Source organism: Bradyrhizobium sp. UFLA05-109 (assembly GCF_054185165.1).
Window position 1 is genome coordinate 1 of sequence record NZ_JBBIAR010000041.1, and the last position, 17,481, is coordinate 17,481.

The 17,481-nt window shown below is 59.5% G+C and carries 16 protein-coding genes; 7 read left to right on the forward strand and 9 right to left on the reverse strand.

Annotation, left to right across the window (positions count from 1 at the left end; all coding sequences use genetic code 11):
• Positions 1-190: 190 nt before the first annotated feature.
• A complete protein-coding gene (locus Q3C01_RS27115) occupies positions 191-1,321 on the reverse strand; it encodes an ABC transporter ATP-binding protein (protein WP_458148355.1) in 1,131 nt (376 codons plus the stop codon).
• 392 nt (positions 1,322-1,713) lie between these two features.
• On the opposite strand from Q3C01_RS27115, the gene Q3C01_RS27120 reads away from it, so the two are divergent.
• The 3 genes from Q3C01_RS27120 (at position 1,714) to folD (ending at position 4,217) form a co-directional block, all read left to right on the forward strand.
• Positions 1,714-2,319: a helix-turn-helix domain-containing protein gene (locus Q3C01_RS27120; RefSeq protein ID WP_458148356.1), complete on the forward strand. Its 606-nt coding sequence runs from the start codon at positions 1,714-1,716 to the stop codon at positions 2,317-2,319.
• A 133-nt stretch (positions 2,320-2,452) separates the two neighbouring features.
• Positions 2,453-3,307, forward strand: a complete 855-nt coding sequence (gene purU / locus Q3C01_RS27125) for a formyltetrahydrofolate deformylase (RefSeq protein ID WP_458148357.1) — start codon at positions 2,453-2,455, stop codon at positions 3,305-3,307.
• A gap of 7 nt (positions 3,308-3,314) precedes the next feature.
• Positions 3,315-4,217 (forward strand): bifunctional methylenetetrahydrofolate dehydrogenase/methenyltetrahydrofolate cyclohydrolase FolD, encoded by a 903-nt coding sequence (gene folD / locus Q3C01_RS27130; protein WP_458148358.1) that lies wholly within the window; start codon positions 3,315-3,317, stop codon positions 4,215-4,217.
• Between the two features lie 181 nt (positions 4,218-4,398).
• On the opposite strand, the gene Q3C01_RS27135 is transcribed toward folD, so the two are convergent.
• Together Q3C01_RS27135 and Q3C01_RS27140 are read right to left on the reverse strand one after the other, a co-directional pair.
• On the reverse strand, positions 4,399-4,749 hold the full coding sequence (locus tag Q3C01_RS27135; RefSeq protein WP_458148359.1) for a cupin domain-containing protein: 351 nt from the start codon (positions 4,747-4,749) through the stop codon (positions 4,399-4,401).
• A gap of 33 nt (positions 4,750-4,782) precedes the next feature.
• A complete protein-coding gene (locus Q3C01_RS27140; protein WP_458148360.1) occupies positions 4,783-6,138 on the reverse strand; it encodes an NAD(P)/FAD-dependent oxidoreductase in 1,356 nt (451 codons plus the stop codon).
• A gap of 178 nt (positions 6,139-6,316) precedes the next feature.
• On the opposite strand from Q3C01_RS27140, the gene Q3C01_RS27145 reads away from it, so the two are divergent.
• The 4 genes from Q3C01_RS27145 to Q3C01_RS27160 all read left to right on the forward strand — a co-directional run bounded on the left by Q3C01_RS27145 (position 6,317) and on the right by Q3C01_RS27160 (position 12,310).
• Complete coding sequence (locus tag Q3C01_RS27145; RefSeq protein WP_458148361.1) at positions 6,317-7,750, forward strand: PucR family transcriptional regulator; 1,434 nt, start codon at positions 6,317-6,319, stop codon at positions 7,748-7,750.
• A 168-nt stretch (positions 7,751-7,918) separates the two neighbouring features.
• Positions 7,919-9,283: an amino acid permease gene (locus Q3C01_RS27150; RefSeq protein WP_458148362.1), complete on the forward strand. Its 1,365-nt coding sequence runs from the start codon at positions 7,919-7,921 to the stop codon at positions 9,281-9,283.
• A gap of 249 nt (positions 9,284-9,532) precedes the next feature.
• Positions 9,533-11,032, forward strand: coding sequence for a CoA-acylating methylmalonate-semialdehyde dehydrogenase (locus tag Q3C01_RS27155; RefSeq protein WP_458148363.1), 1,500 nt, complete (start codon positions 9,533-9,535; stop codon positions 11,030-11,032).
• A 534-nt stretch (positions 11,033-11,566) separates the two neighbouring features.
• The gene (locus Q3C01_RS27160; RefSeq protein ID WP_458148364.1) at positions 11,567-12,310 is read left to right on the forward strand and encodes a haloacid dehalogenase type II; all 744 of its coding nucleotides are present in this window, start codon (positions 11,567-11,569) and stop codon (positions 12,308-12,310) included.
• A 57-nt stretch (positions 12,311-12,367) separates the two neighbouring features.
• Here Q3C01_RS27160 and hglS read toward each other — a convergent pair whose 3' ends face one another.
• The 6 genes from hglS to Q3C01_RS27190 all read right to left on the reverse strand — a co-directional run bounded on the left by hglS (position 12,368) and on the right by Q3C01_RS27190 (position 17,426).
• Positions 12,368-13,738, reverse strand: coding sequence for a 2-oxoadipate dioxygenase/decarboxylase HglS (hglS, locus tag Q3C01_RS27165; protein ID WP_458148365.1), 1,371 nt, complete (start codon positions 13,736-13,738; stop codon positions 12,368-12,370).
• A gap of 58 nt (positions 13,739-13,796) precedes the next feature.
• Positions 13,797-14,267, reverse strand: a complete 471-nt coding sequence (locus Q3C01_RS27170; protein WP_458148366.1) for a RidA family protein — start codon at positions 14,265-14,267, stop codon at positions 13,797-13,799.
• Positions 14,268-14,301: 34 nt separating this feature from the next.
• Positions 14,302-15,006, reverse strand: a complete 705-nt coding sequence (locus Q3C01_RS27175) for an aspartate/glutamate racemase family protein (RefSeq protein ID WP_458148367.1) — start codon at positions 15,004-15,006, stop codon at positions 14,302-14,304.
• Between the two features lie 213 nt (positions 15,007-15,219).
• Positions 15,220-15,951: an amino acid ABC transporter ATP-binding protein gene (locus tag Q3C01_RS27180; RefSeq protein WP_458148430.1), complete on the reverse strand. Its 732-nt coding sequence runs from the start codon at positions 15,949-15,951 to the stop codon at positions 15,220-15,222.
• Positions 15,952-15,997: 46 nt separating this feature from the next.
• Positions 15,998-16,690 (reverse strand): amino acid ABC transporter permease, encoded by a 693-nt coding sequence (locus tag Q3C01_RS27185; RefSeq protein WP_458148368.1) that lies wholly within the window; start codon positions 16,688-16,690, stop codon positions 15,998-16,000.
• A 4-nt stretch (positions 16,691-16,694) separates the two neighbouring features.
• The gene (locus Q3C01_RS27190) at positions 16,695-17,426 is read right to left on the reverse strand and encodes an amino acid ABC transporter permease (RefSeq protein ID WP_458148369.1); all 732 of its coding nucleotides are present in this window, start codon (positions 17,424-17,426) and stop codon (positions 16,695-16,697) included.
• Positions 17,427-17,481 lie beyond the last annotated feature (55 nt).

The window sequence follows — 17,481 nt, forward strand, 5'->3', positions numbered from 1 at the left end:
TTCGAAATAGGCCTTGACCTGACTGTTCTGATAGGCGCCACCCCATGACGTGATGGTCAGCGTCTCTTGCGCGCCTGCGCTTGAGGCGACCGCGATTAGCGCCAGCGCCGAAAAGGCGCCGATGGACGTGCTTCTTGCCTGCCACATGGATAGTCCCTTTCCTCCTCGTTGATAGTCGTTCGTGAGTTACTTACGCTTTCGTCGAGACCGGTCGCTCGCGCGCGAGTGCCGGACAGTCTTCGAAACTCCAGGCAATCGACACGCGCCCTCCAGGCGAGATGTTCGTCGGCAGAGGCTGACCGTTCGCGATCTTGACGATGACGTCTTCCGATCCGAGGGCAGAGGCCCGCACACGGACGTGATCGCCGAGATAAATGATCTCTCTCACAATCGCGTCGACGCCGTTCTCTCCGTCACGTGCCGGCGCGATCCTGATCCGCTCAGGCCGTATCGACAACGTCGTCGGATCGCCACGCTGCAACGCTGTCCCGAGCGCAGCTTCGATCGGTCTCCCGTTGTCACCATCCACGCGCACGCTGCAGCGCGCTCCCGAGACCTCGAGCACGGTCCCGTGAAGCGCGTTGTTGTCACCGATGAAGCGCGCCACGAACGGATTGGCGGGACGCTCGTAGACATCGGTGGGCTTGCCAAGTTGCTGAATTCGCCCCTTGTCGAAGACGGCGATGCGGTCCGACATCGTGAGCGCTTCGCCCTGATCGTGGGTAACGTAGACGACGGTGATGCCTAGCCGCTCGTGAAGATGTTTGATCTCAAGCTGCATGTGCTCCCGCAGTTGCTTGTCCAGCGCACCAAGGGGCTCGTCCATCAGCACCAGAGAAGGCTCGAAGACCAGCGCGCGCGCAAGCGCGATGCGCTGCTGCTGGCCACCGGAGAGTTGCGACGGCCGTCGTGCAGCGAACTTGCCCATCTGGACCATGTCGAGAGCCGCGCGAACCTTCGATGTCTGATCAGTCTTGCTGACCTTGCGCATATCGAGTGGGAAGGCGACGTTCTCGGCGACCGTCATGTGTGGAAACAGCGCATAATTCTGAAAGACGACGCCGATATTCCGCTGATGCGGAGGGAGACGCTCGATCGGCTTCCCGTCCAGGACAATCTTGCCCGCGGTAGGCGTCTCGAAACCCGCCAACATCATTAGGCAGGTGGTCTTGCCGGAGCCGGATGGCCCGAGCATCGTCAGGAATTCGCCGCGACGGATTGCGAGGTCAAGACGGTCGACGACGGTTGTGACGCCGTCATACGTCTTCTCGACGCCTTCGAACGTGAGGAGGTCACCATCGCTTTGCCGCTGCATGGCCATGGCTCGTCCTCAGCGACCGACAATGACACGCCGGTCGGATGCATCCGCGCCGGTATCGACAGTCAGTGCTAGAGCAAAAGAAATTCCGCCCGGGAAAACGCCGAAGGCGCCCCGCTCCTGCTTGTCCATTTCCCTCTCCAAGGTCGCGGCCCGCTTTTTCCCCTGATGCCGGGACGGTACCGATCTGCCCAAAAATTCTGGCTCGGAGAAGCTGTCATAGGAAAATCATTTTTGCAAGTATGAAAAAATGGCCTTGATTTTTTTTATATACAAAGTCAGTTTTGTTGCCACGCCCGCCCGGAAGCGGATTTTATCGGGATTTGGAGGAGCCGGCGTTGCTCTGAATCCGAGCGGAGATGTAATTTCAGCGCTTCAAATCGCAGGAAAGAGCCATGCCGCCGAGAACCATACGCAAGGCCGATGACTGGCCGCACCCCGACGCAACAGAGGAAATGGCGATCGGAGGAGAGATTCGGGAACTGCGAAAGGTCCGAGGACTAACGCTGCAGCAGGTCGCCGACGCCGCAGGCCTCTCGGTCGGCTACCTGAGCCAAATCGAGCGCAATCAGACGAAGCTCCCGATCGGAGTTTTGAAGAAGATCAGCGATACGCTTGGCGTCCACATGAACTGGTTCTTTCATGTGCAAGACCTGCCGTCCGACGAGAAGGATATCGTCGTTCGCGCGCACAGCCGACGCAAGCTGACCTTCACCGGCTTGGGTATCGAAGAGGAACTGCTTTCCCCAAATCTCAGCGGGCCGCTGGAAATGCTTCTGAGCACGATCGAGCCCGGGGCCGACAGCGGGGACTATAACCACGACGGCGTCGAGGCGGGTTTTGTCATGTCAGGAAGGCTGGACCTGTGGGTTTCCGGGCAATTCTTCCAGCTCAACCAAGGAGACAGCTTTTCTTTCAAAAGCACGGAAGTGCATCGCTGCGCAAATTCGGGGGACGAGCCTACAAAAGTTATCTGGGTCATTACGCCGCCGAACTACTGAGCCGTATCGGCTTCGGTCGGAAACGCGATAACAGCCCATTGATCTGCCCAAAATAGACGTCGGCCGCCCGTTGGTACGAGTGGCGAGGAATAACTATGCCTTTCGCTCAACAGTCGAGAACGGGGAATACGTTATGGGTCAATCGAACTTTATTCTGACGCTGTCATGCGAAGACCGTCCTGGCATCGTTGCGGCCACGACCACAGAGCTCGCCGCGGTGGGCGCCAACATCGCGGAAAGTAATCAGTTCTGGGATCGCCAATCGAACCGGTTCTTCATGCGGATTGCATTCGCGGTGCCCGACCAGGTCACCAAGGATGGTGTCGAGCGCGCACTGAAGCCCGTTACCGATCGCTTCGGCATAAAGACCGAACTGGTCGACGCCGACAAGAGGCCACGGATCATCATCATGGTCTCGAAGTTCGATCATGCAATGCTGCACTTGCTCTATCAGATTCGAGTCGGCTGGCTGACGGCCGATACTGTCGCGATCGTCTCGAACCACGAGGACAGCGCCGTAATCGCACGGCAAGAAGGCATCACCCATTACTGCTGGCCCGTCACGAAGGAGAACAAGGGCGATCAGGAAGAGCGCCTGATTTCGCTCGTTCGTGACACGCAGGCCGATCTCGTCGTTCTAGCTCGCTACATGCAGATCCTTTCCGACAATCTCTCGACGCGGCTCTATGGCAAGGTCATCAACATCCACCATTCGTTCCTTCCATCTTTCAAAGGAGCGAAACCGTATCATCAAGCCTTCGAGCGTGGCGTAAAGCTGATCGGTGCCACATCGCACTACGTGACGCCCGATCTCGACGAGGGACCGATCATCGAACAGGAGACGGAGCGGGTCACGCACGCCATGACGGCGGAGGAGTTCGTCGCGACTGGCCGAGATATCGAGAGCCGGGTCCTGGCGCGGGCCGTGAAGATGCACTTGGAACGCCGCGTCATGCTCAATGGTCGCAAGACCGTCGTCTTCGCGTGAGGCCGTCATGAGCGATACTACCGACGCGCGGATCATCTCCGGCAAGGAGGTCGCAGCCGGTGTCATCGATCGGGTCAAGGCCCGGACGGCCGAGTTGCTCAACGCCGGCATTAGGCCCGGGCTGGCCGTCGTCATCGTCGGGAGCGATCCCGCAAGCCAAGTCTACGTATCGTCGAAGGGGAAGAAGGCGGAGGAGTGCGGCTTCCTCTCGGTCACGCACGAGTTGCCGCAAGATGTTCCTGAAGACAGGCTCCTTGCGCTGATCGACGAGCTAAACCGCGATCCCGCGATCCACGGCATCCTCGTTCAACTTCCCCTACCCGCTCACGTCGAGCCCGGTAAGGTGATCCAATCGATCGCACCGGACAAAGACGTCGACGGCTTCCATCTTATCAATGTCGGAAAGCTCGGCACCGGCGAGATGCAAACGGCATTCGTGCCCTGCACGCCGGCCGGCGCGATGATTTTGATCGAGCAGGCCCGCGGTAAAGATCTTTCCGGACTATCGGCCGTTGTCGTCGGCCGCTCGAACATCGTCGGCAAGCCGATGGCCAATCTCCTACTGGCCGCAAATGCCACCGTTACGGTCGCGCATAGCCGCACCAAAGACCTCGAAGCGGTCTGCCGTCAGGCAGACATTCTCGTCGCTGCGGTTGGCCGTCCGCGCATGATCAAGGGCGACTGGGTCAAGCTGGGCGCGACCGTGATCGATGTCGGCATCAATCGGGTATCGTTGGACGAGGACCCCAGCAAGACCCGGCTGGTTGGCGATGTCGACTTCCACGACGCGGTGACCAAAGCAGGCGCGATCACACCAGTACCCGGCGGCGTCGGGCCGATGACGATCGCGATGCTGATGGCCAATACGGTGCGCGCCGCATGCCTAGCAAGTGGCCTGCCGACGCTGTGAATGAATCTCGGTCGCTTCCCCTCAGCCCTTTTCGTCCATGACAACGCGAGTTTGGTGGATCCCAGTTGACCGCGCCCGGCCCGTCGTTTCGAGCCGTAGCGACGCCGCCGGCATCCCACCCAAAGCCGCATCCTCGGACAAGCTCCGAGGTTTCCGTCTGGGTTGTGAGGGACGCACGTGCTCAGTAGATGGCGTAGACCTTTCGGACGGTTTCGGTGACGTCCCAGCGGCCAGTCCAGCCCGGGGGCAGGACGATGAGATCGCCAGCCTTGACCGTGGCGGCCGTGCCGGTCGCTTTGTCGGTGATGACGGCGGTGCCCGATAGGATGAACGCGACCTCGGTATCAGGACGATTGTCGACGGGCCAGCCTCCGGGCTGGCATTCCCAAATGCCAATATTCCCGCTGGCGTTTGGGGCGATCTTCAGCAGCCCGAGTTGCGGATCTCCCTTGTCCGCGCCAGGCCGTTGACCGGCCGCCGGCAGGTGGCCGGATGTAACCTCTGCACTCTTGATGATAGTCATAGCGGTCATTCTGGCTTCCTCTAAGTTTGGTGGCCGATGTTGTCAGTGCGCGCCGGTCAATGATTCCAGCACATGGGCTACGCGCGACGGGCGCTTTGCAAGACGCTCCTCGGCGTCTCCGATGGTCGCAGCGAAGAGTCCGAGATTCACTCCGAGCCAACGGAAGGGCTCCGGCTCCCATTGCGGCGAGCGGTGGTTCACGATGGGCAGGCTGTTGATGTCCTCTTCCCGCTCCAGGATGAGGTTGCGCAGAATGCGTCCCGCCAGATTGCTCGTCGCGACACCGTCTCCGACATACTGACCTGCCCACGCCAAGCCCGAGGCTCGATCCAGTCCGACGGACGGATGCCAGTCTCGTGGAACGCCAAGCGCACCGCCCCAGCGATGAGTCACCCGGACTCCGCTTAGAGCGGGGAAGAACTCTGTCATCGTCGCCTGGATCTTCTCGTGGACGGCATCGACAGTGTCGTATTCCGGGGAGACCTTGGACCCGAAGTGGTAGGGCGCGCCTCTGCCTCCAAAAACGAGGCGGCCGTCCGCCGTCACCTGGGCGTAGACCCGCAGGTGGCGCATATCGTTGAAGGCGATGCGGTGGTCGAGATTCAGCTCTGTTCGCAACTGCTGCGGAAGAGGCTCAGTGGCGAGCACCAAGGAGTACAAGGGGATGAGTGTGCGGTGATACTCTTTGAACTGGGTGGTGAACCCTTCGGTCGCGCGAACGATAACCGGGGCCCGAACCTTGCCACGGGGAGTGACAACACTGCCGCTGCTGAAACTAGTCGCCGGGGTCTTCTCGTAGATGCGGGCGCCGAGAGCTTCGACGGTGCGCGCGAGACCCCGGATGAGGCGACCAGGGTGAACCAGGGCGCAATGTTCGGTGTACAGACCGCCGACGACTCCCTCCGCGGCCACCATGGATGAGGCGCGTCGCGCATCCAGAAGCCGCCATTGGTCCGGCAGGCCGAACGCCGTCGAGGCTTGGACGGTGGAGTGGGCGCGACTGAGTTGTGCAGGAGACCGGGCCAAGGACAGAAATCCCTGCTTGGCATATTTGGCGTCGATGCCTTCATCACGAAGAACACGGCCAATCTCATCAACCGTCTCGTTCATGGCCGCCTGAAGCGCGAGCGCCGCTGAGTGCGACGAGGATTTGGCGACGTGCTGCAACGAAATCGGGAAGATTGCAGAGGCCCAACCGCCATTGCGTCCCGAGGCCCCGTATCCGGCATACTCCCGTTCAATGATCACCACGCGGAGGGTCGGAGCGGCCTTCAGGAGGTAGTACGCGGTCCACAAGCCCGTGTAACCTGCGCCGACAATGGCGACGTCGGCGTCAATATCAGAATCCAGAGCCGTCCGACGGTCGGCATCTTCATGCCAGAGCGGAACGTTGGACAATGCAGACAGAGCGCACGTAGCTGGCATATCACGGGTCCGAATGTGCGAGCGTTTGAGACTTTCAGAAGCGTTAAGCTCGGTGCTACCGCTCCGTCTATCGCGCACTTCCACAAGCGGAGACGAAGCTGTTATACAATTGTCTGAATAGGGTCTCGGATCTCGCAGGCACGGACGACTGATGATCACCGTGAATGGTCTTGTCGCCATCGATACTCTCGGCCTCGCTTTCCGCGCCGGCGCGGCAGGTGGTGGTCGCCTTGTTACATGGGCGCACGCCTGCGATCTTCCTGATCCTTGGCGATGGGTCTCCGCCGGCGATTTGGTGATGACGACCGGCGTCGGCATTCCGAAAAATCCGGACAAGCAGGCCGACTGGCTCGGTCGTCTTGCCGACGTGAACGTAAGCGGGCTTGTGGTGGCTGCGCGGGCTGATGCCCCCCTACTCTCGGACAAAATGCTGGCCGCAGCAGACGCGCGCGAGTTCCCTGTGTTGGTGGCGAGCTTCGAGCTCGAGTTCGTCAAGCTCGCGCACAAGGCGATTGAAAGCGCACTGCAGTCACAGCGGGATCGGCTGGAAGCGAGCCAACGACTGTTTCAGTCGTATACATCGGCGCTTCGAGAGGGAACGACTTTTGAGGGACGACTCGCTATCCTCGGTAGACGAGAGGAGTGGCACGTCGAGGTCCAGGATCTCGCAAGCGGTCAGTCGATCGCCTCATCCGGCCCGCCGCCCGCTCGCGGCAGTCGGCTGGAAACTGCCGATATCCCAGGACGCGGGCGAGCGGTCCTGAAGGTGCGGCATCGGAAGGAGCAAACGATTGTGGATCCGCTGCTGGTCCACTACCTCGCCGGTTTGGTGGGTGTCGAACTGGAGCGGGTGGCGATCGAGCGCGACGGCTACCGCACCGAGGGAGAGACCCTCTTGCGCGACCTCCTTAACGGAAGGGTCGATTTCGGAGCCGCGCGCGCTGTGCTGGAGCGCCGAGGCCTGCAAGGTGTCTTGGTTAGTCTTGCCATCGCCCCGTGCGGGAAGGCATCGTGGGGTGCGCAGGACATCCACCACGCACCGGAGATGCGCCAGATCAGCCCGCTGTTGTTGCAAGAGGACGTGTTGATCGCCGTCATGCCCGATCGAGAGGACCTCATTCTGGCCATGGTAAGCTCCTTGGGCCCGGAGTCGAAAGCGGGGGTCAGTCGTCCGATCATTGGCGCTGACTTCCCAGAAAGCGTTCATCAGGCACGCCTCTCGCTCGCCCAGGCGGTCGAAGGTCATGTCCAGCTTGTCAGATACGGGACGGGTGGGACGTCCCCCACACTTGCGCCCAAGACGCTCGCCGAGGCGCGGGGGCTCGTAGACCAATACCTGGGCCCGCTGATCGAGTACGACCGCAGCCACGACATTTCGCTGCTGCGCACACTCGCCACGTTTCTTGCCAACGATGGCGGATGGAAAGCGACGGCAGCCAAGATGAACATCCACCGGCAGACGCTTGTCTACCGCCTGCGCATGATCGAGCAATTGACGGGGCTGAAGCCGGCCTCGACGTCAGGGACTGCGACATTCTGGCTTGCGCTGCAAGCCGGCAAGGCAGCGGGCATCCTGTCCGAGTGACGGCAAGGTCCTCATACCGTTGTACGAGGAAACGCGCCGAATTCATAGCAACAGAGAATATCTAATCTGTGGCGCTCCCGTAGGTTCTGGCTCGCAAAGAACCACAACCTGCTCTGGGAGGAGCCCATGCCGTTACAAACCGAGCACGATCCTCGGCTCAAGAAATCGTTGAAGACTCGTCACCTGACCATGATCTCACTCGGCGGTGTGATCGGTGCGGGACTTTTCGTTGGGTCGAGCGCTATCATCAATGGCGCCGGCCCCGGCGCTTTCATCACCTATGCGATTACCGGTGTGCTCGTGATGTTGATCATGCGCATGCTTGGCGAAATGGCCTCAGCCCAGCCCACAACCGGCTCGTTCACCGACTATTCCCGGATGGCCCTGGGGAACTGGGCCGGGTTCTCCACCGGCTGGATGTATTGGTACTTTTGGGTCATCGTCGTCGGTTTTGAAGCAGTCGTCGGCGGCCAGACCATCAACGGCTGGTTTCCCGAAGCTCCGGTATGGGCGATCGCGTTGGCGCTGATGGTTGTCATGACCGTGGTCAACCTGCTGTCTGTTGGATCGTTTGGTGAGGCGGAATACTGGTTCGCCGGGATCAAGGTGACAGCGATCGCGGTGTTCCTTGTCATCGCCGGACTCTACGTTTCGGGCTACTGGCCCGACTCGAAAGCTTCATTCGACAATCTCACCTCGCATGGCGGCTTCTTTCCCAAGGGGATGGCCACCCTCTTCTCCGGCGTCGTGGTGGTCATCTTCTCGATGACCGGGGTCGAGGTGGCGACCATCGCGGCCGCGGAGTCCGCCGAACCGGTCCACAACGTGCGGCGCGCCGTCAACACGGTGATGTTCCGCATCTTGACCTTCTTCGTCCTCTCCATGCTCCTCATCGCGATCATTCAGCCCTGGGACACAATCGTGCCGGGAAAATCTCCCTTCGTGACGACTCTGGAGACCATCGGTATCCCCGGCGCAGGCACGGTGCTCACCGGCATCATCCTGGTTGCCGTGCTGTCTGTGCTGAACGCCGGTCTCTACACCTCGTCCCGCCTCCTGTTTGTGCTCAGTTCCAACGGCGAGGCCCCGAGATGGATTGCCAAAGTAAATCGGCGCGGCGTACCGGTGAGAGGGGTCCTTGCTTCCACCGTCGTTGGATACGCGTGTGTCGTCATCGCCGCGCTTTGGCCGAAAACGGTTTTCCAGTTCCTGATCAATTCCTCCGGGGCCGTAATCCTGTTCGTCTATCTGATGATCTGCGTCTCGCAGATCAAACTACGACGCCACTGGGAGCAACAGGGTCTGCTCAAGTTCAAAATGTGGGCCCATCCGTGGTTGCCGCTACTGGTCACTGCAACACTCGTCGCCGTGCTCGTAAGCATGGCTGTCGATCCCTCCACTCGGGCAAGCCTGCTACAGAGCCTGCTCGCGGTCGCCCTGATCATCGGAGCTTTCGGCATTCTCACATTGGTCAAAAGCAGGTCCCGTAAGGGTGCCAGCGTGCCGGCAGGCCAGCGCGAGTTGGTAACCTAACGACGAAACACGGCTCGGTGAGCAACACCTACTTGCTCACCGAGCCGTGCATACCAAACAAGGCGCGGTGCGGCCGGCAACGAAGCGGGCTTCCTGCCGAACTGACGGCAAGGCCTCATACCGTTGTACGAGGCGCCCCGCGGAATTCATAGCAACAGCGAATATCAAACGATGTAGCGCCTCCGTAGGCTGCGGTTCGTCAAGAACCACAGCCTGCTCTCGGAGGAGCGCGTGAACCAGGAGGTCATCATGTCGAAAGCTATCAGTCACTTCATCGGCGGCGTCGAGGTCGCCGGTACGAGCGGCCGCAGTGCCCCTGTATTCAATCCGGCGACGGGAGCGGCGGCTGGCACCGTCACGCTCGCATCGGCTGCCGAAGTTCGCGAAGCAGTACGGGTCGCGCAGAAGGCAGCTCCGGGCTGGGCGCGGACAACGCCTCTTCGCCGCGCTCGTATCCTCAACGCTTTCCTGCGCATCTTGGAAGAGCGCACCGACGAGCTTGCTGCGGTCATCACCGCCGAGCACGGCAAGGTGCTCTCCGATGCCAAGGGCGAGATCCAACGCGGCATGGAGGTGGTCGAATTCGCCACTGCGGCCCCTCAATTGCTCAAGGGCGAAGTGACGGAGAATGTCGGCACTCGTGTCGACAGTCACGCCCTTCGCCAGCCGCTCGGCGTTGTCGCCGGCATCACGCCGTTCAACTTCCCCGTGATGGTGCCGATGTGGATGTTTCCCGTTGCTCTGGCCTGCGGCAACTGCTTCATCCTGAAACCGTCGGAGCGCGATCCGTCCGCCTCGCTGCTCCTCGCCAAGTGGCTGAAGGAAGCTGGGCTTCCGGATGGCGTGTTCAATGTGATCCAAGGCGACAAGGAGGCCGTGGACGCCCTCCTCACCGATCCGGACATCCAGGCGATCAGCTTCGTCGGCTCTACTCCGATCGCAAAATACATCTACGACACCGCGGCAAAAACCGGCAAGCGTTGCCAGGCGCTTGGCGGCGCCAAGAACCATATGATTGTCATGCCGGACGCCGACCTCGACCAGGCGGTGGACGCCCTCATGGGAGCTGCCTATGGCTCGGCTGGCGAGCGCTGCATGGCGATCTCAGTGGCGGTGCCGGTGGGCCAAGAGACGGCGGACGCGCTCGTCGCCAAGCTCGCGCCAAAAGTACGATCGCTCAAGATCGGCCCCGGTACCGATCCGGAAGCCGAGATGGGGCCGCTCGTTACCAAGCAGCACCTGGAGAAGGTGAAGGGTTATGTCAATGCTGGCGAAGCGGAAGGGGCGAAGCTCGTCGTCGATGGTCGCGGCCTCAGACTACAGGGCTTCGAGGACGGATATTTTCTCGGCGGGACCCTGTTCGATCACGTCACGCCCGACATGACGATCTACAAGGAGGAGATCTTCGGCCCCGTTCTCGCCGTCGCGAGGGCCGACAGCTACGCCACTGCGGCTAAGTGGATCAACGAGCACGAATTCGGCAATGGCACCGCGATCTTCACCCGTGACGGCGACGCGGCGCGGGAATTCGCGCACGAGATCAAGGTCGGCATGGTCGGCATTAACGTGCCGATCCCGGTACCGATGGCGTTCCACTCGTTCGGCGGTTGGAAGGCCTCGCTGTTCGGCGACCACCACATGCACGGCCCCGAAGGCGTGCGCTTCTACACGCGCCTGAAAACCATCACCTCGCGCTGGCCGACCGGTATCCGCGCGGGCAGTGAGTTCGTCATGCCGACGATGAGCTGATAGTCGACGATCGCGTAGCCAGCATCTTGAAGTAACGAAGCTGGATTTCGCGACGAGTTCGGTCGTTGATTGAAACCTCAACATCCTGATTGATTTCAATCCGACGGTTGAGGTGTCGGCGACCACTCATCCTCTACGCCTGGCTGCCATCCGAGCCGCTTCTAACAGGGGTGAGTAGTCAGGCGGGGGCGCTAAAGCGACCCGACGCTTCATGCCCGTGGTCGCGACGTTTGAGGCACATGTTCTCCCCAACTGGCCGGCGTCTCTTTGACTCCGGCTCTCTTTTTTTGAATTGGGTCGAAGGCACTCGGACGAGAGATGCCTCTCAGGAAAGACGGATCGATGCTCTGAGCCTCACTTGCCCCCGAGTTCGGCATGGGCTCATCCATGCGGAGCGTCGGATTGTTTCGCCTTGTAACATACCGACAGAATCCACCGAGACATCTATGACAATGTCACACTTCTCTCGCTTAGCAAAATACGTTCATCGCCTTAAATGAACGTCGATCCTGAAACATTAACGGGTAATTCGACGTGACGACGGACCAGCAGCACAAAGGATTCCAGGACCTCAAGGCGATCGCGTTTGACGTGCAGGGCACTTGCGTCGATTTCTACCAGCCGCTTCTACGCGCCGGCGCAGAGCTCAATCGTACCAAGGGATTGTCGATCGAATGGGCCGAGTTTTCGGCCGAATGGCGCGACCTCTATCGGAACGCCATGGACGCCGTCATCGAGGGACGACGGGTCTGGCTACGTGTCGACCGAATCTATCGCGAAGCGCTGGATGTTCTGTTGGAGCGACGCGGTTTCGGCAGTTCTTTCACCGAATCGGACCGCGACGAACTGAATGCGGTCTGGACCCGGCTTGATCCTTGGCCGGATTCCATCGCAGGGCTAACGCGCCTGCGCCGCCACTATACGACCGCGACGCTGTCAAACGCCGGAATGGCGGCGGTGGTCGCCGTCGTCAAGCATGCCGGCCTTTCGTTCGACGCTATCCTGACGGCGGAACTGGTCAAGACCTACAAGCCGGCCCCCGCAGTGTATCAACTCGCCGTCGATTTCCTGGGCTATCTGCCGCATCAGATATTGATGGTTGCGTGCCACAAATATGATCTGAGGGCGGCCCGCCGCTTCGGCATGCGCACCGCATTTGTTGCGCGCCCTCTCGAATTCGGTCCCCACGCGAGGCCTGATATCGCGCCGGAGAGCTGGTTCGACATTTGCGCAGATGATCTCACATCCCTCGCCAACAAATTGGGCGCATCATCTTGATTTTCTGCGAAGAGACGCTCGTTCGGCCATCGAGACTCCAGGAAATCGCGGCTAGCGTTAGCTGCCACCGTCCAGACAGACGGAGATCGAAGCCGCCTCTGCGGCTTCGTAGAGCTTGAGCTCGTCAAGGACCTTGCGCCCCAATGCCTCCTCGAAGGCCGATCTATTGGCTCTCTGCGCGAAGCTTTCCTGCGCTTCGTCGCCTAGGTTTGACTGGAAAATTCCTGCCGCGCTGACTGGCAGGAAGTCTTCATAGATAATTGGTTCTGCTTTGACCGCGCCACGCGCCAGCAGGCTCTCAATATCCTTGGTATCGATCGCATCCCGCTGCTCCGCACTGTACCGGAAATAGGCGAGCCCCTGCTTGCGCAACGTCTCCTCGTCGTCAGGAAACTCGGAGAAATGGCGTTCCAGCGCAGTCATGTAGGCAGATGCGCTTCCATCACCGGCGCCCTGCGTCTCAGCGCGAACGTTCGTCAAGAGCCGATCGTAGAGATCCCGCCCCTTACGGGTAAGCGCGATGCCTCGCTGCTCTATCTCTCCAAATCGAGCGGTGTGGGTGCCATCCACACTTGCCTGTCCGGACGACGCCTTGAATGCAATCGGCTCCTCCAAGGCTTTGAAACTCGTCTGTCTCAGCAAGATCGGCACTTGCCGCTTTGGCGGCCCCTCGATCAAGGCCTTGGCCGCTATTCCACGCTCGGGCATTTTCGCCTGCACGGAGTCGATGTCGAGCGTCCGAGGCGTCAGATGATTGATGTGGGGTCCCTTGAAGCACACGACGTCCGCAATGAGTGGATGGGCCTTGCGCAGACGGTGGTAGACGTCTGCTTCGACCGTCGCCTCGCTGTGCCAACGGAAGGTTTCCAGTGCCTCGGCCACGAATTGAACTGCTTCATCCTCGACCAGACCGCCATTGCGCTCTGCCGTTTCGATCAATTCGAGGCACCCCGGCGTATAGATCGTTCGCTTCGATAGAATGGCCCGCGCTTCTTCCCGCAAGGCCAGATCGGAAATCAATTCGAGGCGCAAAAGCGACGTAAACACACGAAAAGGATTGCGTCGCAATGCTTCATCCGTGACCGGCCGGAAGGCGGTGGAATGAACCGGAACGCCAGCGGTGGACAAATCGTAGTAGCCGACCGGGAGCATCCCCATGATATCGAACAAGCGACGGATGAGAGAGAGCTCCGCGGCAGTCCCCAAGCGGATAGCGCCGTGGCGCTCTAAAGCTAGACGCTCAATCTCGTCATTCTCGACCAGCCGTTGGTTCAACACCGGATCCGTGCTGCGGGTCGCTGCATTGGCCTCAGCGACTATTTCGAGAAGCGTTCCGTACTGCGGAACCTCGAGTCGATACATATTGGACATCGCTCTCGAGAACATTGTCCTGATGCTGTCCGTGCTAGTGAACTGTCGCTTGCTCATTGGTGTTCTGCCTTGATTAAGAGTCGGGCTCGAGCGACCGCTTGACCGTTGCGGTCGCCTAGTAGCCGGTAGCGATCAGCAGGATCGCCTCAATCTCAACTGTCATGCCGCCCGGTAGTGACCCCATTCCCACCGCGGACCGCGCGTGTTGCCCACGCTCTCCCAGGATCTCGATCAATAGATCGGAGCAGCCGTTTATCACCTTCGGGTGATCGGTGAAGGTGGGTTCGGCGTTGACCATGCCGAGCAGCTTGACCACGGCTTCAATGCCGTCGAGTGATCCGAGAGCCTGGCGTGCGGTGGCTAGTAGCTGAAGTCCAATTTGCTTCGCATCGGAGTATCCACGCTCGATGCTACAGTCCTGCCCGAGCCGGCCAACGCTGATCTTCCCGTCGGGGTTACGAGGCCCCTGCCCCGACAAGTACAGCAGCGTTCCCGCTCTCCGATACGACAGAAAATTGGCGATGGGCTTGGGGACCGGCGGCAAAACCAAACCAAGTTGCGCAAGCCGCTGTTCAGCGGTGGTCATATCGGCAGCTCCCGGACGAATGTTGTGATGTCGGTTAGTCGGACTTCAACGCCAAGTCGACCGCGGCTGTCGCGTGAGCAATCGTTGTGTCGATAAGAGGTACGGGGCTGTCCTCTGGTTTGACAAGCATGCCGAATTCGGTGCAGCCGAGGATGATCACTTCAGCACCGCGGCGGGCCAGATCCTCCAACGCGGCTTTGAACTTCGTCCTCGTCTCAGCTCGGAAGATGCCTTTGGTAAGCTCCTCATACAAGGCATTGTGGACGTTGTCTCCGTGCTCGCCCTCAGCAATCAGCACATCCAACTTATAGCGCTCCTTCAGCCGGTTCACGAAGTACGTCCCTTTCATCGTGTATCCGCTGCCGAGCAGGCCCACAGTCTTGCAGCCCATCGCAACGGCCTGCTGTGCCGCCGGGTCAACAATGTGGATGAAAGGAAGATCGACCTTCGGTTCAATGAACTCGACAGCCGTATGAACCGTGTTGCATGCGATGATGTAGAAATCGGCGCCTGCGGCCTTGAGCTTATTCGCCTGCTCAGCAAGCAACTGGCCGACGAGGTCCCAGCGGCCTTCGGTCTGCCGGCGCTCCACCTCGTCAAAGTCAGTCTGCGCCAAAACCAGCTTTGCGCAATGACGGCCGCTTCCGGCCAGGCGCTGTGCAATCAAATCATTGATTGTCTGGTAGTAAATGATCGAGCTGGGCCAGGCAACGCCACCGACTACTCCGATCGTCTTCATCTTCACTTCACGTCCTTCTTTCACTCGTCAAGAACCGGCCCCATCGATATGAACTCAGCCGCCAGCGCGTCAGGCGCCAGCTTTCATCAACACGCTTGCTTCGATGGGCACGTCAAAATACGCCCGTTCTGAATTTATAGCATCAACAAATTGATGCCATCGATCTATTACCAACGCGATATCAATCCCGAGTTGAACCCACCATCTGCGACGTCAGTGGGACAATATCTTCGAGAGAAACGTCTGCGCGCGTTCGGAACGCGGCTGGCCGAAGAACTCGTCTTTCATCGCGTCCTCAACGATCTCGCCCCTATCCATGAATACGACTCGGTTGGCCACCTTCCTCGCAAATCCCATCTCGTGCGTGACGACCATCATCGTCATGCCCTCTCGAGCGAGCTCAACCATGACGTCGAGAACCTCATTGATCATCTCCGGATCCAGCGCCGATGTCGGCTCATCGAACAACATGGCGATCGGATCCATTGCCAGGGCCCGCGCGATCGCCACTCGTTGTTGCTGGCCTCCTGACAGTTGCCCTGGATATTTGTGCGAATGGTCCTTGAGCCCGACGCGCTCGAGCAACTTGTAGCCCTTAGCCGATGCGGCGTCTTTCGTGCGCTTAAGCACTTTCTGTTGAGCTAGGCACAGGTTTTCGACAATGGTCAGATGGGGGAATAGCTCAAAGTGTTGGAAGACCATGCCGACACGCGACCGCAACTTCGGAAGGTTAGTCGACTTATCGTTGACCTTGGTCCCCTCTATGAAGATTTCCCCGCCCTGAACCGGCTCCAGGGCATTGACGCATTTGATGAGCGTCGATTTTCCAGAACCCGACGGGCCGCAGACCACCACGACCTCCCCTTTTTGGACCTGCGTCGTGCAATTCTTCAGAACCTGAAAACCGGGCGAGTACCACTTCGATACCTCGCGCAGCTCGATCATCGCGCCTTGTGCCGTCGACATAGTCACTATCAATCCTGTGATAACGTTAGCGGATGATGGCCACACGCGATTGCAAACGCCGTGCACATCGTGAAGCGGTGAAGGAAATCAGGAAGTAGACGACGGCTACGAATAGATACATCTCGACCAATCGACCATCTCTCTGCGCAATCTTCGTGGCTGCGCCAAGAAAGTCGGTAATCGAAAGCACGTATACCAACGACGTATCCTGAAATAGGACGATCGTTTGCGTTAGAAGGACCGGAAGCATGTTTCTGAACGCCTGCGGCAGCACCACGTTCGACATCATTTGCCGGTAGTTGAGACCAAGTGCATAGCCGGCGAAGATTTGACCGCGAGGGATCGACTGGATCCCAGCTCGCATGATCTCCGCAAAATAGGCTGCCTCGAACAGCGTGAACGTTACAAACGTTGATGCGTACGCACTGACTTGAATTGGCCTTGGTGTACCCAGCAGCCACTGCCCAAGATACGGCATCAGAAAATAGATGAGGAAGATGACGAGAACCAACGGAAGCGAACGGATGAAGTTCACGTAGGAGGCGCCGCTTATCGCCAACACCCGGACGCTGGACAGCCGCATCATGGCGATCAGCGTTCCGATAATTATCCCTCCGACTGTCGCCACCGCAGTCAACGTCAGAGTGAACGCCATGCCGTCCAGGAAAAGGTACGGCAGTGATCGCCAAATGACGGCAAAATCGAAATTGGCCAACATCACGCTACCTAGGAGAATTGAAGCCGGGAATGGCGAGCCGGCCTTCGAGGATCCGCATGGCGAGCACGACAACGGCGTTTATCGTCAGGTAGATTGCCGCTGCAGCGGTGAACGCTTCAAAGACCTGGAAGGAGAACTCCTGCATGGCGTGAGCTCGAGCCGTAAGTTCGAGTAGGCCGACAGTGAGCGCAACGGACGTATTTTTGATGGTGTTCAGAAACTCGGACGACAGCGGCGGCAAGATTATCCGATACGCCATCGGCAACAGGACGTACCGATAGGCCTCGAAGGTTGTCAGCCCAAGCGCCATTGCCGCCATGGATTGTCCGCGCGGCAGGGTCATGATGCCAGCCCTGACCTGCTCGGAGACCCGCGATGACATGTAGAAGCCAATGCCGAGGACCGCGCAGTAAAATGGCGCGTTGACTAGTCCCTTAACCCAATTGCCCCAACTCGTGGGCAGCAGCTCTGGCATGATGAAGTACCAGAGGAATATTTGGACCAGCAAAGGAATGTTTCGGAACAGTTCGACGTACGCGTTGCCGAACTTTACGAGCGTTGGTGATTTCAGTGTTCGCGCAACACCGACCAGAGACCCCAGCGTAAGCGCTAACAACCACGCGCACACTGCCGTCGAGAGTGTCCAAGTGGTACCGGCGAGAAACGTGTCGAAATAGGTTTGGCCGCCCTCCGGCGACAACTCCCAGAATATTCCCCAATTCCATTTGTAGTTCATGATTTTGTCCACGCTCTCCGCCGATACTCATGAAGAGCTTGGCAGGCTTATCGCC